Below are 23,288 nucleotides of genomic sequence, written 5' to 3'. Positions count from 1 at the left end.
GATTTGTCTCGACCGACTGCGATCGGATGATGACAGCATCGCAACGTCGACCGACGGGACTCACGGGCGAACTGCTCGGGAAGACGCTGGGCTACGCCCGCGAGCGCGACTACACCGGGTGGGACTACGGTGACGGGATGAGTAGCCGGCTGTTGCAGGCGCTCCCCGTCGACAACAAGTGGGTAAACATCGCGATTCAGGAGACGATCAAGCGCGCACCGGTCAACGTGCGACCGCTCTTTCTCGTCGAGCAGCGGCGCAACTACAAGGGAACGGCCATGTTCACGATGGCGAACCTCGCGGCCCACGAGCTGGATCTCGACGAGAGCAGCGGTGTCGACTACGGACGCGAGGCGCACGATCTCGCCGAGTGGCTCGTCGAAGAGCGGACGCCGGGCTATGCGGGGTTCTGTGGTGCCCATCGCCACGAGATTCAGCATCTCGACATCAAGGGACTTCCCTCGTATCCCGACATGGTTTCGACGGCATATGCGGTGCGAGCGCTGCTCGCGGCCCACGATGCCGGGCTCGATACGGGCACGGTCGACTACGCCGAGACCGTGCGTTCGGTCGCCGACTTCATCGACGAGGACCTCGAATACGAGGAGATCGACGATGGCGCGCGGATGAAGTACGTCCCGACGTGGTCGTCGGAGCACTACACGCTGAACGCGGTCGCGCTCGGCGGCGTGACGCTGCTCGAACTCGGCGCGCGCTTCGGCGGCGAGCATCGCGAACGCGGCGAGAAACTGCTCGATTACGTCGTCTCGTGCCAGCGACCGGAGGGCGGCTGGATGTACCGTGATCCGCCCTCGGCGTCGCATCTGTCGATGGACAACCATCACAACGGGTTCATCATCGAGTCGCTGCTGCGCCACCGCGAGCTCACCGGTGCCGACAGATACGCCGGCGTGCTCGACGACGCGCTCGCGTTCTACCGCGAGGAGCTGTTCGCGGACGACGGCGCGCCGAACTGGGACGAATCGAACAGCTATCCGCGGGACATCAACGCCGCCGCGCAGGGGATCATCGTCTTCAGTCGCGCCGGTGAGTTCGCGGCCGCCGAGCGGATCATCGACTGGGTGCTCGGCACGCTGTACGCCGGCGACGGGAAGTTCCGGTTCCGGCGCGAGCGCTTTTTCACCAGACGCGTCACGCTGATGCGGTGGTGTGAGGCGGCGATGGCGTACGCACTGGCGACCTATCTCGACCAGCGTGCGTCGTCGGCCTGAGTGGAACGTGCGTCCGAGCCGGAACGACGCCGGTCGGTTTCGACAGGTTTGATAAGCTTGCTGGAGAAGGAGGGGTAATGATGCCGCCGCTTTATGCATGGCCACCGTCAGAGAGAGGGGCGGTGCTGTGAGCGACGTGCCCACGATCGGTGGGTCGCCCTGCGGTTTGGGCGCACCGAACGGGGAGGGACGTCGATGACCGACGGAACGACCGTGACGATCGTGCTCGGCACGCGCCCGGAGATCATCAAGCTCGCGCCCGTCATCGACGCCTGTGAGGAACGGGAGATCGCCTACAGCGTCGTCCACACCGGTCAGCACTACTCCGAGGAGCTGGACACCGTCTTCTTCGACCAGCTCGAACTGCCCGCGCCCGACCACAACCTCGGCGTCGGCTCCGGCTCCCAGAGCGAACAGACCGGCGCGATGATCCGCGAGATCGAGACGGTGTTGCTCGACGAGCAGCCTGAACTGGTGCTCGTTCAGGGCGATACGAACTCCGTTCTCGCGGGGGCGATCGCGGCGAGCAAGCTCGACTGCGAGGTCGGCCACGTCGAGGCCGGTCTGCGGAGTTTCGATCGGACGATGCCCGAGGAGGTGAATCGCGTGCTCGCCGACCACGCTGCCGACTACTGCTTCGCGCCGACCGAACAGGCCGCCGGCTATCTCCGCGAGGAGGGGATCGACGACGACGACACGATCCACGTGACCGGCAACACGATCGTCGATGCGGTGATGGGCTATCGCGATCTCGCGGCCGCAAAGAGCGACGTCCTCGGCGAGCTCGGTCTCGACGCCGGCGATTTCTGTCTCCTGACTGCCCATCGCGCCGAGAACGTCGACGACCGCGAGCGATTCGAAAGCCTGCTCGACGGCGTGGCCCGGTTCGCCCGCGACGCCGATCTCGACGTCGTCTATCCGGTCCATCCGCGAGCAAACGAGCGCCTCGCGGCGTTCGACCTCGCGATGCCCGACGAAATCACGCCGATCGACGCACAGGACTTCCTGGATTTCCTCCGGCTCGAAAGCACGGCGACGCTGGTGCTCACCGATTCCGGCGGCGTTCAGGAGGAGACCTGCATTCTCGGCACGCCCTGCGTCACCCTCCGCGACAACACCGAACGGCCGGAGACGGTCGACGTGGGTGCGAACCGCATCGTCGGCGTCGCTGCCGACGGGATCGTCACCGGGGCGCACGAGGCACTCTCCCAGCAGAACGGCTGGGAGAACCCCTTCGGCGACGGCCACAGCGCCGACCGCATTCTGGATATCGCGGGGATCGGCTCCGCTGCCTCCGTCGGGGAGGTGCACGGATGAGCTCGGTCTGCGTGCACGGACTCGGCTACATCGGCCTGCCGACGGCCGCGATGCTCGCCGACAGCGGCCACGACGTCACGGGCTACGACGTCGATACGGAGCTGGTCGATCGGCTCGACCGTGGCGAGGTGCCCGTCGACGAACCGGGGCTCGACGAGTTCGTCACGGACGCGCTCGCGGACGGGCTGTCGGTTTCCCACGACGTGCCGGCGTCAGACTACCATCTCATCTGCGTCCCGACGCCGCTCGACGGCGATCGGGCCGATCTCGCGTACGTCGAGAGCGCCGCCGGGACGGTCGCCGAGGTGCTCCGCGCGGGCGACACGGTGATCCTCGAATCCACCGTCCCGCCGGGGACCACGGTCGAAACGGTCGCGCCGATCCTCGAACGCTCCGGACACTCCGTCGGCGAGTTCTCGCTCGCGTACTCGCCCGAGACCGTGCTGCCGGGCAACGTCATCGCGGAGCTGCGTGCGAACGACCGCGCGGTCGGCGGTATCGACGAGCGGTCGGTCGAGCGTGCGGCGGCGCTCTACGGCTCGTTCGTCGAGGGTGGTCTCCGGACGACGGCGAACCCGACGCTCGCCGAGTTCGTCAAGCTCATCCAGAACACGTATCGCGACGTGAACATCGCCCTGGCGAACGAACTGGCGATGATCGCGGCCGACTACGAGCTCGACGCGCGCGCGGCGATCTCGCTGGCGAACCATCATCCGCGCGTCGATCTCCACCAGCCCGGCCCCGGCGTGGGCGGCCACTGCATCCCCATCGATCCGCTCTTTTTGGGCCAGAGCTCGGAGAACCTCGACCTCATCGAGCGGGCCCGCGAGATCAACGACGGGATGGCCGAGTACGTCACCGATCTGCTCGACGACGAACTCGACTCGCTGGCGGAGTCGTCGGTGGCGATCCTCGGCGTCGCCTACAAGGGCAACGTCGCCGACGCGCGCGAGAGTCCCGGGCTGCGCCTCGCCGAGGTGCTCCAGGCCCGGACGCAGGTTGCGGGAGCCGGGGGAGCGGGCACGGCGGGTGTCGACGTCCGCCTGCACGATCCGTACGTCACCGATCAGCGGTTCGCGCTCGCGCCCTTCGACGAGGCGCTCGTGGGGGCCAACGCGATCGTCGTCGCGACCGATCACGACGAGTACGCCGCGCTCGATCCGGAGAACGTCGTGGCGCAGCTCGCGGGGAACGTCGTCGTGGACGCGAAGGGACTGCTCGACAGGGACAGCTGGGAAGCGGCCGGACTGCGGGTCGTCCGGCTATGAGCGGCCACGGGGCGCGCGCCGAACGGACGCCAGCCACGCGAACGCGGCCGATTCGGGCGTGGATCGATCTCGTGAGCCCCTCGCATCCGTTCTTCTTCGCGGCGCTCGCGGAGGGGCTCGACGACGTGGCGGTGGCGACGACGGTGCGCGAGAAGACCGAGACCGTCTCGCTCGCCCGCGAGGTCGGCTTCACCCATCGCGTCGTGGGTCGTGATTTCGACAACGCGCTGGTGCGGAAGGCCGGTATCCCGCTCCGGACGGCTCAGCTGGCGCTCGAAGCACCGGACGGCGACGTCTCGCTCTCCTCGCGCAACGCGATGTGCGTGCTCGCCTCGAAGCTCCGTGGCATCCCCTCGATCCACTTCACGGACAACGACATCACCGCCCACATCGACGGGCTCTGGGTCGAGGAGCTCTACAACCGCTTCGAGGCCGCCGCGACGCACAACGTCGTTCCGTCGGCGTTCGCGACCCACGAGCTGACGCGCTGGGGTGCCGACCCGGACGCGATCCACACCTACGACGGCTACAAGGAGGACGTCTACGTCGCGAACTTCGATCCGGAGCCGGAGTTTCCGGAACGGCTGCCGTTCGCGAGCGGCGAGTACATCGTCGTCCGTCCGGAGGCGCTCACGGCGGCGTACGTCGATGCCGACTCGATCGTGCCGGAGCTGCTCGCGGCGGCCGACGAGCGTGACATCGGCGTCGTCTATCTCCCGCGCGGGCGTGGCGACGAGGTTCACGCACACGACTACGCCGACGACGACGTGTTCGTCCCCGACGGGGCGGTCAACGGGCTCCAGCTGGCGTGGCACGCTCGCTGTGTGCTCACGGGCTCGGGCACGATGTCGCGCGAGGCCGCCTGTATGGAGAAACCCGCCGTCTCCTTCTTCCCGAACACGCTGCTATCGGTCGATCAGGAGCTCGTCGCCGACGGGCGCATCTTCCACTCCCGGGATGCGGACGCGATCATCGATCACATCACCGGGCTCGACGAGAGCGACGTCGCCCCCGATCGCGAGCGGGCGCGCGCGGTGCGCGACGAGGTCGTCGCACTGACGAACGAACTGCTGCAGTCGTGCTGTGAGGAACGATGAACGACGACCCCTTCGTGCCGGCGAACGCGCTGACGCGTGCGCTGGAGTGGGCGCGCGAGCGCGACTACGCCGGCTGGGACCCCTACGACGGGTTGAACAGCCCGTACGCGGAGCCGTTCAAACGGAACTGGTTCACCCGCCTCGCCTGGACGCACGCGGTGAGTCGGTTCCCGATAAATCTCCGTCCGACACTATCGATCCCCAAGGAGCGCAACCCGAAGGGGATCGCGCTGTTCGTGCTTTCCCATCTCCATCGCTACGAGGCGACGGGCGAGGAAGCGAACTTGGACGAGGCCGAGCGGCTGCTCGACTGGCTCCGCGAGTATCAATCACGCGCCTTCGACGATCCCTGTTGGGGCTACAACTTCGACTGGCAGAACGCGCGGAAGTTCTACCTGCCGGCCTACCGGCCGTCGGTCGTCGTGACGGTGTTCTGTGCGCAGGCGTTCGTCCAGCATTATCGCCTCACGGGCGACGACGAATCACTGGCGATCGCCGAAGGGGCCTGCGAGTTCATCCGCAACGAGATCAACACTCGCGAGGTCGCCGGCCACGAGGCCTACACCTACACCACCGACGATTCGTTCGTCGTGATCAACGTCAACGCCCTCGCCGTGCGGCTGTTCGCCATGGTCGCCGCGGAAAACGGCGACGAGACGCTCATGGAGCGCGCGGACGAGCTCGTCCGCTTCGTGCTCTCGGCTCAGGAGGAAAGCGGCGCGTGGCACTACTCGATGCCGGCCGACCGTTCGCATATCAGTCACGACAACTTCCACACGGGGTTCGTGCTCGAATCACTTCGTGAGTATCTCGACGCGGGTGGCGACGTCGCCGGTGCGTCGGCGAGCTACGAGCGCGGACTCACCTTCTATCGCGAGAACCTCTTCGAGGCCGACGGTGCGCCGAAGTTCGAACACGATCAGAGCTATCCCCACGACGCCCACGCGGCCGCCCAGTCGATCCGCACGTTCGTCCGCGACGGCCGACCGGAGAGCGTCGAACTCGCCGAGCAGGTGCTCGACTGGAGTCTCGACGAACTGTTCGACGAGACGGGCTACTTCTACCGCCTGCGCGGACGGTTCATCGACGACGAAACGCCGTACATTCGCTGGAGTCAGGCCTGGATGTGCTTCGCGCTCGCCTCGGCGGTGCGCCAGCGCGCCGACCGCTCCTGACGACGGTTTGCGGTGGGCGATCGCCGGTCCGTGAACGAACATTTCTGGATACCGACGAGAGATGAAGCCCTCGATGCGAGCAGCTTGCGGGGCGAGGATACCCGCCTCGGGCGTCGCGAGTCGGCTGTAGATTGGATTATCAACTATCCTCCACAAAATATTTATCATCGCCACGACCATCGATCGGATAGTGTCCGAGTCGTATCTCGCCATCAGCGACTTTTCGGGCGGCGTCAGCGAGACCGGGCGGATGGCCGAACATCTCGGACCGCTCGGCGAGCATGCCGAGACGACGGTCGTCTGCCTGGTCGCCGACGAGAGCATCGAACGGCTCGCCTACCGGCAAGCGCCGACGACCGGCGTGCGGGCGCTCGATCTGCTCTCGCTGTTCGTCGTTGCGCTGCTCGAAGGGATGCGCAACGAGTACGACGGCGTCGTCTCGATCTCGCTCGTCCCCTACGGCTGCTTCGCGCTGGCGGTGGGCCGACTCTGCGGGCTGCCGACCCATCTCGCCATCATCGGCGTCGATCTCGACGTCCACGCCCGTGCCGGCTACGGTGCGCTCGCCACGGCGCTCTTTCGCCAATTCGATGCGATCACGGTGCCGGGCACCACACACCGCGACCAGCTCGAACGGCTCGGCGTCCCCGGCGAGCGCATCGAAATCCTGGCCAACGGGGTCGACCGCGGGATCTACAGCCCGGCCGAGACCGCCATCGAGTACGACTACATCTGGGTAGGACGGTTTTCGGCCGAAAAGGACCCGCTGCTGTTCGTGCGCATGGTGGCCGAACTCGTCGAGCGTGGCGAATCACCGCGGGCGGTGATGCTCGGTCGTGGCCCGCTCGTCGGGAACGTTCGCGCGGCTATCGACGAACACGATCTCGGCGACCGGATCGAACTTCCCGGATGGGTCGACGAGCCGGCGGACTACTACCACCGCTCGCGGACGTTCGTGTTGACCTCGAAACGGGACGCGCTGCCGCTGACGCTGCTCGAAGCGATGGCGTGCGGGCTCGTCCCTGTCGTTCCCGCCGTCGGCAACGTTCGCGACGCCGTGACCGACGGCGAGAGCGGGATCGTCCTCGACGAGCGGACGGCCGACGCGTTCGCGACCGCGATCGGTCGGCTCGACGACGACATCTCCGAGCGGCTGTCGGCGGCCGCGCCGACCGTCAGCGACCGGTTTTCCGCCGAACGCGCCGCCGAGGACTGGGCGGCGGTGTTGCAGACGCTGCGGGCGTCGTGATCGCCCGGGTCGCAAGTCATATACCTCAATATGTTGTCTTGAGTGATACATGAAACTCGGCGGGGTCCGCGACGGAACGGTGTACGGCACGCACGGACTCGACGTTGGAACGTGGAGCGCCGACGACGGATTTCTGACGATCGGCTCGCTGCCGAACCCGGAATCGGGTAGCGAGAAACTCCGCTTCGACGCGATGAACCGACGCGTTCCCAAACGCCTGCTCCGGCCGCTGACGGGGCTGTACACGACGGCGAACGTCTGGCCGCTCGGCGATGGCCAGCTGCTCGCGACGGTCTCGCGGTGGCTGTTTCGCTCCGCCGACGGTGGACGGTCGTGGACGGTTGTGCACGAACTCCCGGACTCCTCGGGGCCGATGGGCGTTCTCCCGACGGCGCTCTGCGAGCACCGTGGGCGGGTGTATCTCGCCGAATATCCGCTCGGCGACGAGCCGGCACGCGTCCTCGAAAGCGACGACGGCGGGCGAACGTGGTCGCCGCTCGTCGAGCGGACGGACGTTCGGCATTTCCACGGGTTGTTCGCCGACCCCTACGGCGATCGGCTGTGGGTAACGACCGGCGACACCGATACCGAGAGCGCGATCGGCGTGCTCTCGGCGGACGGGTTCGACCCGATCGGCAGCGGCAGCCAGCGCTGGCGCGCCGTCGGGCTCGCCTTCACGCCGGAGGCGATCCTCTGGGGCGTGGACAGTTCGTACACCGATCGGTCGGCGATCCTCCGCCTGCCTCGCGAGCGCATCGACGATCCCGACCCCGAACTGGAGACGCTCGCGACGACCGCCTGTCCGGTGTACTACGCCGAGACGGTCGACCGGCCGGACGAACACTGGCTCGTGGTCTCGACGACCTCGACGGGTCGGATCGACAGCACCGCCCCCACAGGAGTCGAACGGAACACCTGCGACGGCGTCGCCAGGGTGCTCGCGGCCTCCTCTGCGTCGGACTACGAGGACTGGTACGAACTCTACGCGACCGAGCGCCGCGACGCGGTCGGCGAACACGTCGATGCGGTCCCGTCGTCGAACGGCTATCTGTTTCTGGCGACCGATCCCGGGCGCGGGCTGCTGATCAACCCCTACAACACGACCGACGACAACGGCGATATCGTCACCATCCCGCCCGCCGCGTTCGACGAGCGGGCATTCCGGAGGTACACCGACACGTGCGCGGACGATGACGGGCGCGACGGCATCGACCGGGCAGCCGATACCGATGGAACTGCGAGGACACGCCGATGAGCGAACGACTGCGCGTCGGCGTGCTGGCGAACCCGATGCTTACGCGGTTCGAGGAGGAAGCGCTCGAAAACGTCGCCGCGCTCGACGGGGTGACGATCGACGAGGTGGTCGTCGACGGATCGGTGACGGAGGGATCGGCGCTCGCGGCGGGGGCCGACGCCGTCAATCAGGGCACCAGCATCTCGCTTGCCGATCTCGGGCTGTTCGTCGACGTGGTTCGTGAAAGCGGCCTGAAGGCGTTCATCCACGGCGACGAGAAGCTCGGCTGGCTGCTCGGCGAGACCGAGCAGATGGACTGGCTCCAGTCCCGACCCGTCACCGAGATCGACTGTCTGCGAGAGGCGTCGATCCGTGAGTGCGAGCCGGTGTCGGCCGGCGGAGCCTGGAACACGCTGCCCGACGACGTGACTTCGGACCTCGCCGACGCCTGTGACGTGGTGATCCGCTTCGGCTTCGGCCTGCTCAAGGGTCCGATCCTCGATGCGCCCAAACATGGCGTTCTCAGCGTTCACACGAGCGATATTCGGGAGTATCGTGGTATGGGTCACAAGATCTCGTACATGAACGACGATCCGAGCGCTGCGATCACGCTCCAGCAGCTCTCCGAGGAGATCGACGGCGGGCGCATCGTCGCCGTCATGTCGCGCGAACTGCCTCCAACACCCACGCTCGACGACGTGTGGGACGCGGTCTACGCGCTCCAGACGGAGATCTTCGCCACCGGCATCGAGCAGCTCCAGGCGGGGGACAGTCCGGCACAGCCGGACGAACTGGGGACGTACTACCCACATAGCCTCCAGCAGCGCAACCCGCGGTTCGTCGCGCGACTGCTCGCGAAGAACAACTGGCGTCGACTGCAAAAGCGTCTGTCGTGAGGTTGCAACCGGTGCGTTAATCCCCCGACCGTTTTTCAGGGAGTAGTATCGACGGCCCATCGACTGTTCGACCCCGCGGTCGAGAGCCTGGATGGTCTGCGGAGACGGTGGTTACTGACAGATGACGAGCAACGAGGACATGGCCGACGACCGGACCGGTCTCACGGGAGTGGTATCGAGCGCCAGCCTCGTGCTCGTCGGAAGTCTGCTCGGCTCCTCTTCGAAACTCGTCGAGCGGGTCATCATCGCACGATTGCTCCCACCTGGTGCCTACGGGCAGGTCAGCCTCGGCATCGCCGTGATGAGCCTCGGGCTCACTCTCGGCATCGCCGGTTTCGATCAAGGGGTCCCGCGATTCATGTCACGTTTCGAGGACGAGCGCGACAGGCGCGGCACGTGGCTCACCGGATTGGCCCTCTCGGCGGTCGTCACGCTGATCGTCACGGCACTGCTCCTCTTTCGTCTCGAATGGATCATCGACACGATCTTCGACGGCACGGCTCCGCTGGAGCTGGTCGCGCTGTTCGTCCTCGCCATTCCGGTGCTCGTCGGCCAGAAGATCGGCGTCGGCGGGGTACGTGGCTTCGAGAACACCATCTATCGGACATACGCGCGGGACCTGCTCTACAACGGGCTGCGCCTCGGTCTGCTCGTCGCCCTTCTCTTCGCGGGCTTTGGCGTGTTCGCCGCGGGCTACGCCTACGTCATCGCCGGCGCGGCGGGGTTCATCGCCATCCATTACTTCTTGAACCGACTGCTGACGCTGCGCGGCCCGGTGCGAACGCACGGCCGGCAGCTGCTCTGGTTCTCGCTGCCGCTGCTGTTCTCGGCGGCGGTGACGAAACTGCTCTCGCAGATCGACACGATCATGCTCGGTGCCTATCTCTCCAACGCGAGCGTCGGCATCTACGACGTCGCCTACCCGCTCGCGCTCGGCCTCGGCGTCATCTTCTCCTCGTTCGGGTTCATCTATCTCCCGCTGACCTCGCGGTTCGACGCGAGCGGCCGCCGCGGCGAACTCGATCGCGTCCACAAACTCACCGCCAAATGGACCGTCCTCATCGGCTTCCCGGTCTTTCTGACGTTCGCCGCGTTTCCGACGGATATCGTCAACGTAGTCTTCGGCGACGAATACATCGGTCAGGGCGTCGGTACCACGCTTGCCATCCTGTCGAGCGGCTTCTTCGTCAGCGGGATGGCCGGCTACTGTCAGAACGCGCTCTCGGGGCTCGGCTACACGCGCTCGATCCTCGCGGTGAACGTCATCTCGGCGGTCGCCAACATCGTTCTCAACGTACTCCTGATCCCGCGCTACGGCATCGTCGGCGCGGCGGCGGCCTCGGCGCTCTCGTTCGCGACGCTCAACTGGGTCGCGTTCGCCTTCCTCTACCGCGTCGCCGGGATCTCGCCGTTCTCGCGCTACACCGTCAAGATGTACGTCTTCCTCCCCCTGCTCCTGTTCCCGCCGGCGTTCGCGCTCTCGTCGACCGTCTCGCTGAGCCTGCTGACGATCCCGCTCTTCGGCGTCGTCGCGGGACTGGCGACGCTCGTGATCTGTGCGGTGACGGGCTGTTTCCAGCCCGAGGACGAGATCCCACTCGAACTCATCGAGGGGCGGCTCGGAGTTCGGATCCCGTACATCCGACGCTACATCCCCGACGAGAACTGAGTGTCACAACTGGGCCGTCTTCCGATGGATCCGTCAGTCGATCAGATAGCCGAGATCGGAGAGCTGTTGCTTCATCGCGTCGGTGAACTCCCCGTCGCGTTCCTCCGTCGAGACCGGTTGGCCATCCGTTTCGAGGATCGTTTGGAGTTCGTCGTCCAGACGCTCGACGACCGAGGGTTCGTCGTCGGAGACGTCGCTGGTCTCGTTGGGGAGGGCGAACAGTTCGGCGCGCTCGTCGCTTTTCAGATGTTTGAACTCGTCGGTGCGAAGCGCGTGCAACGTCGCTTCGTGGTAGCGCTCCCGGTCGAATTCGGGATTCAGCTCCTCGAATCGGTCGAGGTTTTTCAGCGTGCGCTTCGCGCCGCGCTGGGTGAGGGTGTGCTCGCGCGTTTCCTCGCGCAGATCGACACCCTGCATCCCCGTCGTGTTCGCGTCGGCGGATTCGAGCAGCGTCGTCATCAGATCGGCGTGCTGGACGGTCTCGCCGTCGTGATCGACGAGCGCGTCGGCACCGTGGACGATGCAGGGGACGTGAGTCACGGCGTCGTCGGCGACGACGAGATGGGCGAGCATCCCCTGTTCGCCGAACAGCTCGCCGTGGTCGGCGGTGACGACGAAGACGGTGTTGTCGAGATCGAGCCCTCTGATGTGGGCGAAGAGATCACCGACCAACTCGTCCGTGTGGGCGATCTCGGCGTCGTAGAGCGCGTGGAGGACGTTCCACTCGTCGTCGCTGAGCTCGCAGCCGTCGGCGATGAGCTGGTGGAAGTTGTCGTGGTGATACTGGCCGAACGCCAGCGCCTCGTCGATGGTCATGTCGAAATCGTCGGCGTAGGGCTCCAGAAAGCGCCGCGGCGGGTGGTAGGGGTGGTGGGGGTCGCCGTAGTGAGCGTAGAGGAAGAACGGTTCGTCGTCGCCGGCGTACGATCCGATGCGCCGTTTCGCGATCTCGTTCATCACGAACCCCGTCCCGTGTTTCCTGGTATCGGTCGTCAGTCCTGGGCCGTGGCGACGGCAGTTGCGCAGATATTTGAGTAGGATGCGCGGGCCGGCCTCTTGGACCAGCGTGTCGGCGCTCAGCCACGTGAACTCGTCGAAGCCACGATCGAGATCGGTGCCGCCGCTCAGATGGGAGTTCGGCGAGAGACAGGTGGTTCGGTAGCCGGCGCGTTGGAGGCGCTCGGGCACCGTGTCGAGCTCCTCGGGAATGGCGTCGTTCTGCATGCCCGCACCGTGGTGGGTGGGTGTCGTGCCGGTGAGGATCGACGCGCTCGACGCGAGTGTCCAGATTCCGTGCGTGTGGCAGTTGTCGAACGAGCGCCCGCGCGTGGCTCCGGCGATGCGGTCGAGGTTGGGCGTCGTATCGCGCGCGTACCCGCCCATCGTGGTGTGGTCGGCACGGGTGCTTTCGAGGGTTATCCAGACGACGTTTGGCTGTCGCATTCTTCCGGAAGGGTTTCACGCTCGGTGGCTTATGCACCTCGGTATGGCGCGTCGATCGCCGGTAGCGATCGCGTGTGGACACACCACGCGGCGGTCGAGAGCGGTAAACGTTTATAACGCCGCTTCGAGAGTGCGAGTACGTTTGGATGCGCCACGGACGCGAAATGGATTGATACGATGAGTACGCTCACGACCTCACAACCGAACAACCGCGCACAGAAACTCGCGCTCGTCGTCGGCTATCTCGCGCTCGCCGGCGGCGTGTTGTTCGCCTACGGAAAGCCCGCCACGGGCTACGAGATCGACATCTACGGCTCGACGCCGATCGGCTTCTGGCTCGGCGTCGCGATCGCGCTGCTGGTCGCGGTGTTCGTCACGCTGTACGCGCCGGAGGGCTACGTCAGTCTGGCCGGACTGAGTCTCGGTGGCGGCGGCATCGTCGCGATCGCGGGCCTCCCCCTGCTGCGGAGCTACTTCTACTACGGCTCCGGTGACGGACTGACACATCTCGGCTGGACGCGCGACCTCCTGGACGGGTCGCTGAGCGCGTTCGGGCTGTTCTATCCGGGCGTCCACACCTCGTCGCTGTTCATCCGCGGCGTCGCGAACACGACGGTCCCGCGCTCGCTGCTGCTGATCGTGCTCGCGTACGTCGTCGCCTATCTCGTCTTCATCCCGCTCTGTGTCCGCTCGATGACCTCCCATCGCGGCGCGATGTTGCTGAGCGGACTCGCCGGTCTCCTGGTGCTCCCGATCAACCACATGGGGGTGAACTACATGACACCGCATCCGATCTCGGATTCGATCCTCATCACGCCGATCATCGTCTATCTGCTGATCAACTATCTCACCAGTCCGACCGACGTCTTCGAGTCGCGCCTGCCGGTGTCGGCGGTGAGTGCGGCCTTCGCGGTCGCGCTCGGCGGCCTCGTGCTCTTTCACTCACAGCAGGCCGCGAACCTCATCATTCTGTTCATCACGCTCTCGGGCGTACAGCTCCTCTACCGGTCCATACGACCGGATAGTGCCATCGCCTCCCACCGAACGATGTATGGGCCGACGGTGTTCCTCATCGGCTCGTTCATGCTCTGGTCGATCGGCCGGGGTCGGTACGAAAGCTCCGTCAACGCGGTGCTTCGTGAACTGTTGAGCTTTCTCACGGGCGGGGCCGAGCTCGGTGCCTCGACGGCCAGTCAGGCGTCATCGCTGACCGCCATCGGCGGCTCGATCGTCGAGCTGTTCCTCAAACTGTTCGGCGTGAGCCTCGTGGTCGCCGCCCTTGCGGGCCTCCTGATGGTGACGAGCCTCTTCGGTCGGCTGCGCGACGCGCCCGACACGACGGCGCTGATCAAGTACTTCACCATCGGGCTGGTGGTGTTGATCCCGTACTCGCTGCTGTTCTACATCGGCACCGTCTCCGAGCTGTTCTTCCGCAACGCCGGACTCATCATGCTGTTCGCGACGATCCTCGGCTCGATCGCGCTCTATCGCTACGTCTCCGGGCTCTCCGAGATCGCCCCGATCGGCAGCGTTCGCGCGGTGCTGTCGGTGATCATCGTCGCGATGCTCGCGCTCTCGGTCGTGGTCGTCTTCCCGTCACCGTACATCTTCCAGCCGAACGACCAGGTGAGCGAAACTCAGATGTCCGGCTATGGGTTCGCCTTCGAGCACAGTACGGAGGAGACGCCGATCTACGGGCTGCGGAGCGGGCCGTGGCGGTACAAACACGGCGCTCTCGGCGTCGAAGGCACGCCCGTCTCACAGCATGGTCGTGGGATCCCGGGCGAGAACCTCAGTGCGCTCGCGGGTCGGACGTCGAACGATCGGTACGTAGCCGTGACAGAGGCTGCCCGCGAGCGCGAGGTGGAGGTCTACCGGAGCCTGCGCTACAGCCGCGAGAACGTCAGTGCGCTCGATCACCAGTCGGGCGTCAGTCTCGTCCAGACGAACGGCGAGTTCGACCTGTATCACGTCGCCGGCAGTTCGCCCGCCGACGGAGCGAGCGCCACCGTTGCGAACGAAACCCGTTCCGCCGGCGCGAACGGGACGACGCCGCGGGCACCGCCGACGAACCGCTCGGTGTTCGGCAACGCATCGACGCCGTCGCGTACGCCGACAGCGACCGCGACTGCGACGCCGACCACTACCGCAACTGCCACGGCGACCGCCACCGCGACACCGACCGCAACGCCGACGACTACCGATTCCGAGTCAATATTCGGTATCATCGATGGATCGTCGAACGGCACGCCGACGCCGACGAGCGGACCGACTGTCGGCGGCTAGACGGGCGTTGCGGACGGTGTGTGGGCGACGGCGCGAATGGAAACGGTAATGGGCGTCACGAGAGGAAATCCAGCCAGCATGTACCAACTATGAACGAGGGTGATGCCAGACGCCGAGCGCTCGTTCTCGGTCTCGACGGCGTGCCCTGGGAGCGCCTGCGCGCGTGGGCGGCAGCGGGCGAACTGCCGAACTTCGCTGCCCTCATCGACGAGGGCGCGGCGGGGCCGCTCGCGAGCACGCAGCCCGCGAACACCGCGCTCGCGTGGCCCTCGATCGCCACCGGCGTTCGGCCGGACAAACACGGGATCTATGCGTTCTACAAGCTCGGGACGAACTACCGCCATCGCGTCAACACCGGCGAGGACGTCTCCCAGCCTGCGCTCTGGGAGCTCGTCTCGCCGTCGACGGTCGTCAACATGCCAATGACCTACCCCGCATCGTCCATCGACGGGAGAATGGTCACGGGAATGATGACACCGGACAGGGACGAGGGGTTCACCCATCCGCCCGAACTCGCCGCGACGATCGCCGATCGCGTGCCCGACTACGAGATCGGGCTCGACTGGAACGAGTACCGCGACCGACCCGAGGAGTTCCCCGACGCGCTCGCGTCGCTGGTCGCCGCCCGCCGCGAACTGATGAACGACTTTCTCGCCGACGACTGGCGGCTGTTTTTCTTCGTCTACACCGCTCCCGACCGCCTCCAGCATCTCCTCTGGGACGAGGAAATCCTCCTCGATCACTACAAGCAGCTCGACGCCGTGCTCGGCGATGCCCGTGAGACGGCGGCCGACACCGACGCGAACCTCTTCGTCGTCTCCGATCACGGGTTCGGTCCCATCGAGAAGAACGTCCACGTCAACCGGGTGCTCGCCGATGCCGGCTATCTCACGCCGAAATCGGACACCGGCACGCGCAGCACGCTTTCGCGGATCGGCCTCACCAAGGAGCGCGTGCTCGACACGCTCGACAGATTCGACATCGACGTCGACGAGCTCGCCACACGGTTGCCGGACGCGCTCGTCGATCGCCTCGCGACCGGCATCCCCGGCGAAAACGTACGTTACGACGTCGAATACGACAAGACGACCGCGTTCGTCCACGCGCAGGGCACCCTCTACGTCAACGACACCGAACGCTTCGAGCAGGGAATCGTCCCGCCGGGGCGGGTCGACGCGCTCAAAGCCGAACTGACGGATACCTTCACGCGAGTCCGCGATCCCGACACCGACGAGCGCGTTCTCGCCGTCCACGACGGCGACGAACTGTTCCCGACCGACGACGCTGCACCGGATCTCGTCATCGAGCCGCGCGAGGGCTATTACGTCAAACCATCGCTCTCCGAGACGGTGTTCTCCAATCCCGGTAGTCACGCCGCCGATCACCGTCCCGAAGGGATCTTCCTCGCCGAAGGACCGGACATCGCCGCTGACGCGACGCCGACGGACGCAAGCGTTTTCGATGTCGCGCCGACGGTGCTCCACAGTATGGGTGCGGCGGTGCCCACGACCGTCGACGGGCGCGTGCTCGACGAGCTGTTCGCGCCCGATTCATCGGCCGCCGAACGATCAATCGAAACCGTCGATATCACGGGTTCCGACAGCGAGTCGCGTAGCGACGACCGCACCGACGGCGAGGACTTCAGCGACGTCGAGGAACGCCTGCGAGGGCTGGGGTACGTCGAATAATGCGCGACACCGAACTCCTCATCGTCGGACGGCAGGGACCGGGCGGGATCGGCCAGTACATCAGCGAGCAGCGCCGCCATCTCGCCGGCCGACTCCACGTGTCGGCGCACAAGAGCGGTGCGTTCGACACCGAGGGTGTCGGCGCGTTCGTCCGCTCGCTGCTGGTCATCCTCTGGAACATGCTCTCCTATACGGTGCGCTCGCGGCCGGATATCGTCCACGTCCACTCCTCGCATCGGTTCTCGTTCTACCGGGCGGGCTACTACGTGCTCTTCAGCAAGTACGTCTGGCGGTGTCCCGTCGTCTTCCACGTCCACGGCTCCTCGTTCGACGTGTTCGTCTCGACGGAGTCGCGACTCGTCCGCTGGTTCCAGTCGATCGTGTTCGGTGCCGCCGACGAGATCGTCGTCCTCTCGGAATACTGGAAGGACACGCTCTCGAAACACACCGACCCCGAGAAGCTCACGGTGATCCCGAATGCAGTCGACGCCGCCGACTACACGCCGTCGTTCGACGGCGACGTCCCGCACATCGTGACGGTCTCGAACCAGCTCCCGCGCAAGGGCGTCGTCGAGTTCGCCGAAGCGGTCGACGAACTCACCGATCGGAATCTCGATTTTCGGGTGACGATCGCGGGCAAGGGACCGCTCTCGAACCACTCCGAGCGACTGGCCGCGACCTACGACAACGTGGAGTATCTCGGCTACATCTCCGAGGAGAAAAAACACGAGCTGCTCGGCGCGGGCTCGATCTTCGTCCTGCCCTCCCACGCCGAGGGGCTGCCGATAGCGATGCTCGAAGCGATGGCCGCGGGCAACGCCATCGTCTCGACGACGGTGGGCGCGATCCCGGAAGTGATCGACGACGAGCGCGGGCTGCTCGTCGAACCGGGCGATGCCGACGGGCTCGCCGACGCGCTCGCGGAACTCGTCGCTGATCCCGAACGGGTGGCCGCGATGGGCGCGGCGAACCGGCAGGCGGCGAGCGACGAGTACGCCTGGGAGACCGTCACCGAGGAGCTACTCGCGACCTACGACCGCAACCTCGCCGCCAAGGCGCTCCGCTGAGGACTGTTATTCCGTCACGGTCGACGGATTCGCCAGCACGACCACAAGAGCGAAACCCGGCCCGTGAGAGAGGGATGATATGATCGACAGCCGAGGGTCCGGGGGGCCGCGATAGATGCACGTCTGTATGCTCACCGCGGGAGCGTTTCCGCCGGACGAACGCCTCGCGCGGGCGGGTGCGGCGCTGCGGGCGGGCGGCCACGCGGTGACGGTCTGTGCGCGCGGAACGGGTGGGCCGACCGAGGCGATCGTCGACGGCATCGACGTTCGGCGATTGCCCGACGACGAGCTGTATTCGGGACCTAAGGGAATCCTCGACGGCGCGCGCTACGCGCTGAGCTACGTCCAGCCCGCCTGGCTGCGTGCCGCGAGCGAGATCGACGACGAACGGGCGATCGACGTCTGCTGTGTGACCGATCTCGACCTGCTGAAAACGGGACTGAAGATCGGTACGAAACTCGACATTCCGACCGTGGCCGACCTGCCGAGCGCGCCGGCCGCCACAGCGGCGGCCGAGAGCGCGCGTGGAAGCCGATTTCGCCAGTATGCCCGCCGCGTGTTTCACTCACCCTGGCGGCGGGGCCGCTTACTCGGAAAACGAGTTCCCGACGTGGATCGACTGGTGACGACCTGCGAGGAAGCGCGTTCCGAATACGTCCGCGGGAAGGGCATCGATCCCGAGCACGTCGCGGTCGTCCGCGAGACCGTCGACTCCGATCTCGCCGCGGATACCGAGCCGGCCGACGGGTTCGGGTTCGACCCCGAGACGGCGTTCGTCGCCACCGTCGTCGCCGATGGCGTTTCCCAGGAATCGCTCGAAACGGTCGTCGTGGCCGCGGCGCGGGCGGCCGATCGTGCCGCCGATCTCCGCGTGCTGATCGTCGGCGATCTCGAGGAGGCGGTGCTCGACGATCTCGAACGGCTGGCGCGGCGACGCCTGGCCGCCGGCCGGATCAGCTTTCGCACCGAAGACGTGAAACTGACGAGCTACCTCGCCGCGAGCGACGTCTGCGTGCTGCCCGAGCGTTCGCACGCGACGGAGACCACGGTTCCGCGGGCGTTCTTCACGGCGCTGGCGCTCGGGGTTCCGATGGTCGCCAGCGAGACGCCGCCGCTGAAGCGACTACTCGAACGGACCGGAGCGGGGCTGTGCGTGCGACACGGAACGGGTGCGTTGGCTGGAGCGCTGGTGAAGCTTGCTGATCCTAACCGACAGGCCTCGCTCGCCGCGAACGCCCGCGTGGCGGCCGAGGGTGCGTTCGACAGCGAGCGTGATGCCGAGAAGCTGCGTGAACTGTACGAATCGCTGCTCGCGACGCCGGAGCCCGACGTTACGGTTCCGCGAGCAGATTCGTGAGCGCCATCAGATACGAGCCGATCTCGTAGGAGCCCTTGTACATCTGATCGTCGACATCGAGGCGGTCGTCGACGGTGAGAAAGCGCATCGGAACGCCGAGTTCGCTCAGTTCGACGAGATCCCCACGACTGCTATCGCCGTAGATCCAGGCCATCGCGCGGCTCAGTTCGCGATCGAAGTCGCGCTCGCCGCCCGCCGCCTCGTAGTGGGCGACCGCGTTGACGAAGAACGTCTGGTGACACTCGTAGAGGAAATCCCAGTAGGGTGGCCGGAAGCCGAGGCGTTTCGTCGCGCTGCGGCGCGCGCGCCGGATCGACGACACCTCGTCCTCCCAGACGAACGCGCCGTCGTCGCGCATGCGCTCGTCGACGGTCCGTTCGAGAACGCGCTCGACGTTTTCGAGATAGCCCGTCTGTCCGGTCACCTCGATCGCGCGGGCGAACCCCCAGCAGGAATACATCTGATTCTGATGGCGGCGGGTCGTGTGGTTGTCGAAGACGAACAGTCCGTCGGGCGTGAGCCGGTCGTTCATCAGCGCCAGCGCCTCCGAGAGCGCCTCTCGCACCACGGATCCGGACTCGCGCTCGGCGAGATACGACCAGCCGTAGGCGAGCAGGCTGTCTTCGGCGTGGGTGAAGTCGAAGCGCTCGCGCGAGTGCTCGAACAGTTCCCACGCGACGCGCTCGTGGGTGGCGTCGAACACCTCGGCCGCGAGCGAGAACGCACAGACGAGGGGGCCGATGCCGTAGCTCGGCATCGCGGAGAGCGTTCCGCTCTCGATCTCGTCGGCAAAGTAGTCGAGCGTGCTCCGGAGTTCGTCGTCGTAGCGATCGGTGCCGAGCGCGGAGACGCGCCACTGGAGCGCGCCCATCAACCCGAAGGGTGCGTAGCGCCACAGCTCGCGGTCGTCGGGCGTCCATTCGAACTCGGGATTCTCGTCATCGCTGGCAATTTCGTAATCGAGCCCGCGGAGGATTTTTTCGTCCTCCATGTCCCAGAAGCCGTTCTCGTCGACCGGCCGGAACAGGCAGTCGAGCGCATCGTCGAGATAGCCCCGATAGTCGAGCGGTTCGGCCGCGAGCACGAGATAGGAAGCGTCGTCCCAGCGCTCGCGGGCGGTGAGTTCGTCGCTCGCGCGCTCGGCGGCACCGACGAACGGCTCTTGGAGGTTCGCCGGGAGCGCGTTGAGCGCCATGTGGACGTAGTAGGGGTACTGAAAGACGAGATCGGCGTCGAGCAGCCGCCAGTCGGGCGCGAGCAGCGAGAGCGCCTCGCGCGGCTCGTAGTAGTGATTGTCGGGCCAGCCGTTCGCGGCGTAGGGCGAGCGGGGCGTCGGTACCGAGAAAACGAATTTCCCGCCATCGTCGAGCACGCGCCCCACCTCGGCGGTGAGCGATTCGACGTCGAGGAACTTCCAGTCGTAGGGGCCGATCGAGACGGCGGCGTCGAACGCGTCGTCGGCGAAGGGGAGGGTTGGCCGTTCGGGATCGGCACTTTGGTACTCGTCGACGGCGTCGCCGATGGTTTCGCTCGCGTAGGAACTCGCGTCGTCCGAAAAATCGACGCGCGTGAGCGAGTCGGCCGAGACGCCACGGGTGACGTTCGCTTCGGAGGCGAGATCGAGCACGCGCCCGCCGTCGAGTTCGGCGAGCGCGCGCTGGCGTTCCTCGTCGCGGAGCTGCTGGATGAGCGGGGTGGTCGGGGGCTGGCGCACCCACTTCCGGAGGATCGCGTCGCGGGTCACTGTCGGCAACGCGCTCTCGGCACACATTTAGCTATTCCTTCGCTCGTCTCGACCATGTCCGACGATCCACTCGTTTCGGTCGTGATCCCGACCTACTACCGCAACGATCGCCTCCGCGAGGCCATCGAGAGCGTCGTCTCACAGACGCAGCCGACGGAGACCATCGTCGTCGACGACTCCGGCGAGGGGCATGCGATGCCCGTCGTCGACGAGTACGATCTCACGTACGTCGAGCTCGATCACAATATCGGCTCGAACCCCGCCCGCAGCGTGGGTGCCGAGCGTGCCTCGGGCGAATACGTCCAGTTTCTCGACGATGACGACTGCCTTCACCCGGAGAAACTCGCCGATCAGGTCGCACTGCTCGAACGCACGGGCGCGAGCGTGGCCTACTGCGGGATGACCTACGAGGACGGCACGACGATCCTTCCGGATCCGACCGCCCATGGGGACGTGCTCGCGCGCGCGCTCGAATTTTCCCTCTCGCCATGTGTTACCTCGACGATGCTCGTCGCGCGCGATGCGCTCGAAACGGCGCTGCCGCTACCCGACCGTCCCGGTGGTGACGATCTCGGACTGATGATCGATCTCGCGCGCGAGCACGAGTTCGAGTTCGTCGACGAGGCGCTGGTCGATCGCGCCGTCATCGAAGACTCGCGGGGCAAATCGCCGGGGCTCATTCGCGGGCGCAGGGAGATCATCCAGGAATACGACGATCTCTACGACGACTTCCCGGCCTCCGTGCGGGCGAATGCGCTGGCGAACACCGACAAGCTAGAGGCCCGGATGGAACTGCGTGATCGGCGATGGTCGCTCTCGACGGTGCGCTCGTTCGCGCTCGCGTGCTATCACGCGCCCTCGCTCCGGACGGCGATCCCCCTTCTCGCCTCGCTGTTCGGACAGGTGGGGATGAACGCGATGCAGCGCGGCTATTCGCTCGTCCGCTGACGGGGAACGCTTTTGTTCGTCCGAGGAGAGCCAGCGGTATGGAATCCGTTCGGATTCGTGACGTGGGGCCATCGCCGACTGAGACGGGTGCCGAACGGCGCACGCTCGCCGACCCGCTCGGAACCACCGACATCGCGATCAATCACTACGTTCTCGAACCCGGCGAGCGGTTCGCTGCATCGCTTCACGCCCATCCCGATCAGGAGGAGGTCTTCGTCGTGCTCGCCGGCGAGGCGACGTTCGAAACTCGCTCCTCTGGTGAACCATCAGCGAACGAGCGCGAGATCACCGTCGGCGAGAACGAAGCGATCCGATTCGCCCCCGGCGAGTTCCAGACGGGTCGAAACACTACCGACGAGCGGGTGGTTGCACTCGCACTCGGTGCACCCCGCGATAGCGAGGAGGTGCGGATCGCGCGGATTCCTGAAATTGGCGAGATAGCGTGTACTTACTGCAGTCGTGGCGATATGCGTGTCCGAAATACGGGAACTGATCTCGTGTGTCCCGATTGCGAGGCAACACTTGCCGTTGAGTAATCGATTGTTGCGTTTCCGGTGGTTCGATCCGATATCCGTTCAAAATCGAAGATGGCCGAAATCATGAATATAACACCCTTCAACTACGGAGCAATGACGAGTTCGCGGAACCTTTCGGCATGGTCTGCCGACGGCAAGCCGAGTTGGTCGGGTTTCGGGTTTGCAGCCCTCGCTCTCGTTTGGCTGACCCTCTGGTTTGCGACCACCGAAACGATTTGGTGAGGTTGAGTCGCCATCTTCACCTTTTCCTCGCAATCTCCTCGGATAATAGTGACCTCGATTCCGAGGCGTCGGTGACGGGGTCTCGTCATCGGGGGATTCGTGGCGATGTTCGTCGGGTTGTCGCGGGGACGATCCGGGCACACGAGGTTCGGCTAACGTCTCTTCGGTGCTATTGTTCTTCCGCGAGATCGGAAAGTGTACGGACGGAAACACCGGCATCCTGCGCCGCGTTTCGCTGCGGGCCGTCCTCGCTCACGAGCGTGAGGTCCTCGCGGTCCGCGACCATGAGGTAGCTCGCATCGTAGAACGTACAGCCCGTTTTCCGCGCCATCGCCATCGTGGGCCGGAGTTCGGAGCCGGTGGCGTCCTCGAACGAGACTTCACGGCTGAGCCGTTCGAGGACGTCGAGTGCGTCATCGAGGTCCCGGTCGGTGATAGCGTCGTTCGCGAACCGTATCTTCCACAGTGCGTTTCCGGCCTCGTAGGGCGTCAGATCGAGGAAATAGCCATCGAACACGGCATCGATCCCCACAGATGGTGGCCCGAGACCCAACACGAGATCGACGAGCGCGCTGGCGTCGAACAGATACGCTTCGGCCACGAGCGTCAGTGTTCCTCGCGGGTTTCGCGGACGGCGGTGGCGACCTCTTCTTCGTTCACCCGGTCCGCGACCCGTTCACCGAGAGCGCTCGCGTCCTCCCGTAGGTCTGCCCGCCGTCGTCGCGTCAGTTCGTCGTCGAGTGCCGCACGAACGACCGCACTGACGTTGATCTCCGTGCGATCGATCTCCGCTTTCATCTCGTCGGGAACCTTCGCACAGACGGTTCGTGCCATAGCCGTTTTACTGGACAGTATTACTT

At 65.9% G+C, this 23,288-nt stretch carries 19 protein-coding genes; 15 read left to right on the top strand and 4 right to left on the bottom strand.

What is annotated here, in order from left to right; genetic code table 11:
- The first annotated feature begins 26 nt into the window (after positions 1 to 26).
- From MUK72_RS10825 to MUK72_RS10785, 9 genes are all read left to right on the top strand, one after another.
- Positions 27 to 1,232: a prenyltransferase/squalene oxidase repeat-containing protein gene (locus MUK72_RS10825; protein ID WP_244700288.1), complete on the top strand. Its 1,206-nt coding sequence runs from the start codon at positions 27 to 29 to the stop codon at positions 1,230 to 1,232.
- Positions 1,233 to 1,427: 195 nt separating this feature from the next.
- Positions 1,428 to 2,549 carry a non-hydrolyzing UDP-N-acetylglucosamine 2-epimerase gene (gene wecB / locus MUK72_RS10820; protein ID WP_244700285.1) on the top strand — a complete coding sequence of 374 codons (1,122 nt, stop codon included), beginning with the start codon at positions 1,428 to 1,430 and terminating at the stop codon, positions 2,547 to 2,549.
- Positions 2,546 to 3,817 carry a nucleotide sugar dehydrogenase gene (locus MUK72_RS10815; RefSeq protein WP_244700282.1) on the top strand — a complete coding sequence of 424 codons (1,272 nt, stop codon included), beginning with the start codon at positions 2,546 to 2,548 and terminating at the stop codon, positions 3,815 to 3,817. The genes wecB and MUK72_RS10815 overlap by 4 nt, the downstream gene beginning before the upstream one ends.
- A complete protein-coding gene (locus tag MUK72_RS10810; RefSeq protein WP_244700267.1) occupies positions 3,814 to 4,914 on the top strand; it encodes a DUF354 domain-containing protein in 1,101 nt (366 codons plus the stop codon). The genes MUK72_RS10815 and MUK72_RS10810 overlap by 4 nt, the downstream gene beginning before the upstream one ends.
- Positions 4,911 to 6,089, top strand: coding sequence for a prenyltransferase/squalene oxidase repeat-containing protein (locus tag MUK72_RS10805; RefSeq protein ID WP_244700264.1), 1,179 nt, complete (start codon positions 4,911 to 4,913; stop codon positions 6,087 to 6,089). The genes MUK72_RS10810 and MUK72_RS10805 overlap by 4 nt, the downstream gene beginning before the upstream one ends.
- Positions 6,090 to 6,279: 190 nt before the next feature.
- A complete protein-coding gene (locus MUK72_RS10800; protein ID WP_244700261.1) occupies positions 6,280 to 7,338 on the top strand; it encodes a glycosyltransferase family 4 protein in 1,059 nt (352 codons plus the stop codon).
- A 49-nt stretch (positions 7,339 to 7,387) separates the two neighbouring features.
- Complete coding sequence (locus MUK72_RS10795; RefSeq protein ID WP_244700258.1) at positions 7,388 to 8,593, top strand: WD40/YVTN/BNR-like repeat-containing protein; 1,206 nt, start codon at positions 7,388 to 7,390, stop codon at positions 8,591 to 8,593.
- Positions 8,590 to 9,468, top strand: a complete 879-nt coding sequence (locus MUK72_RS10790; protein WP_244700255.1) for a formyltransferase family protein — start codon at positions 8,590 to 8,592, stop codon at positions 9,466 to 9,468. Before MUK72_RS10795 ends, MUK72_RS10790 begins: the two co-directional genes overlap by 4 nt.
- Before the next feature lie 121 nt (positions 9,469 to 9,589).
- Positions 9,590 to 11,137 (top strand): oligosaccharide flippase family protein, encoded by a 1,548-nt coding sequence (locus MUK72_RS10785; protein WP_244700252.1) that lies wholly within the window; start codon positions 9,590 to 9,592, stop codon positions 11,135 to 11,137.
- 33 nt (positions 11,138 to 11,170) lie between these two features.
- On the opposite strand, the gene MUK72_RS10780 is transcribed toward MUK72_RS10785, so the two are convergent.
- Entirely contained in the window at positions 11,171 to 12,580 is a 1,410-nt protein-coding gene (locus MUK72_RS10780; protein WP_244700249.1) for a sulfatase, read from the bottom strand.
- A gap of 177 nt (positions 12,581 to 12,757) precedes the next feature.
- On the opposite strand from MUK72_RS10780, the gene MUK72_RS10775 reads away from it, so the two are divergent.
- From MUK72_RS10775 to MUK72_RS10760, 4 genes are all read left to right on the top strand, one after another.
- The gene (locus MUK72_RS10775) at positions 12,758 to 14,866 is read left to right on the top strand and encodes a hypothetical protein (protein WP_244700247.1); all 2,109 of its coding nucleotides are present in this window, start codon (positions 12,758 to 12,760) and stop codon (positions 14,864 to 14,866) included.
- Between the two features lie 89 nt (positions 14,867 to 14,955).
- Positions 14,956 to 16,554, top strand: coding sequence for an alkaline phosphatase family protein (locus tag MUK72_RS10770; protein WP_244700244.1), 1,599 nt, complete (start codon positions 14,956 to 14,958; stop codon positions 16,552 to 16,554).
- Complete coding sequence (locus tag MUK72_RS10765) at positions 16,554 to 17,621, top strand: glycosyltransferase family 4 protein (protein ID WP_244700240.1); 1,068 nt, start codon at positions 16,554 to 16,556, stop codon at positions 17,619 to 17,621. Before MUK72_RS10770 ends, MUK72_RS10765 begins: the two co-directional genes overlap by 1 nt.
- Positions 17,622 to 17,736: 115 nt before the next feature.
- Positions 17,737 to 18,978: a glycosyltransferase gene (locus MUK72_RS10760; RefSeq protein WP_244700237.1), complete on the top strand. Its 1,242-nt coding sequence runs from the start codon at positions 17,737 to 17,739 to the stop codon at positions 18,976 to 18,978.
- Here the strand turns inward: MUK72_RS10760 and MUK72_RS10755 are convergent.
- Positions 18,953 to 20,749: a class I SAM-dependent methyltransferase gene (locus MUK72_RS10755; RefSeq protein WP_244700234.1), complete on the bottom strand. Its 1,797-nt coding sequence runs from the start codon at positions 20,747 to 20,749 to the stop codon at positions 18,953 to 18,955. The two genes, MUK72_RS10760 and MUK72_RS10755, sit on opposite strands and share 26 nt — an antisense overlap.
- A 27-nt stretch (positions 20,750 to 20,776) precedes the next feature.
- Here MUK72_RS10755 and MUK72_RS10750 point away from each other — a divergent pair, with 27 nt between their 5' ends.
- Together MUK72_RS10750 and MUK72_RS10745 are read left to right on the top strand one after the other, a co-directional pair.
- Entirely contained in the window at positions 20,777 to 21,670 is an 894-nt protein-coding gene (locus MUK72_RS10750; RefSeq protein ID WP_244700231.1) for a glycosyltransferase family 2 protein, read from the top strand.
- A 38-nt stretch (positions 21,671 to 21,708) separates the two neighbouring features.
- Positions 21,709 to 22,206 (top strand): cupin domain-containing protein, encoded by a 498-nt coding sequence (locus MUK72_RS10745; RefSeq protein WP_244700228.1) that lies wholly within the window; start codon positions 21,709 to 21,711, stop codon positions 22,204 to 22,206.
- A 391-nt stretch (positions 22,207 to 22,597) separates the two neighbouring features.
- On the opposite strand, the gene MUK72_RS10740 is transcribed toward MUK72_RS10745, so the two are convergent.
- Complete coding sequence (locus MUK72_RS10740; RefSeq protein ID WP_244700225.1) at positions 22,598 to 23,029, bottom strand: type II toxin-antitoxin system VapC family toxin; 432 nt, start codon at positions 23,027 to 23,029, stop codon at positions 22,598 to 22,600.
- 5 nt (positions 23,030 to 23,034) lie between these two features.
- Positions 23,035 to 23,262, bottom strand: coding sequence for a hypothetical protein (locus MUK72_RS10735; protein ID WP_244700223.1), 228 nt, complete (start codon positions 23,260 to 23,262; stop codon positions 23,035 to 23,037).
- Positions 23,263 to 23,288 lie beyond the last annotated feature (26 nt).

Source organism: Halococcus dombrowskii (assembly GCF_022870485.1).
GTDB lineage: Archaea > Halobacteriota > Halobacteria > Halobacteriales > Halococcaceae > Halococcus > Halococcus morrhuae.
The sequence above is the reverse complement of the archived record's forward strand: the minus strand, read 5'-3'. Positions and strand labels throughout refer to the sequence as shown.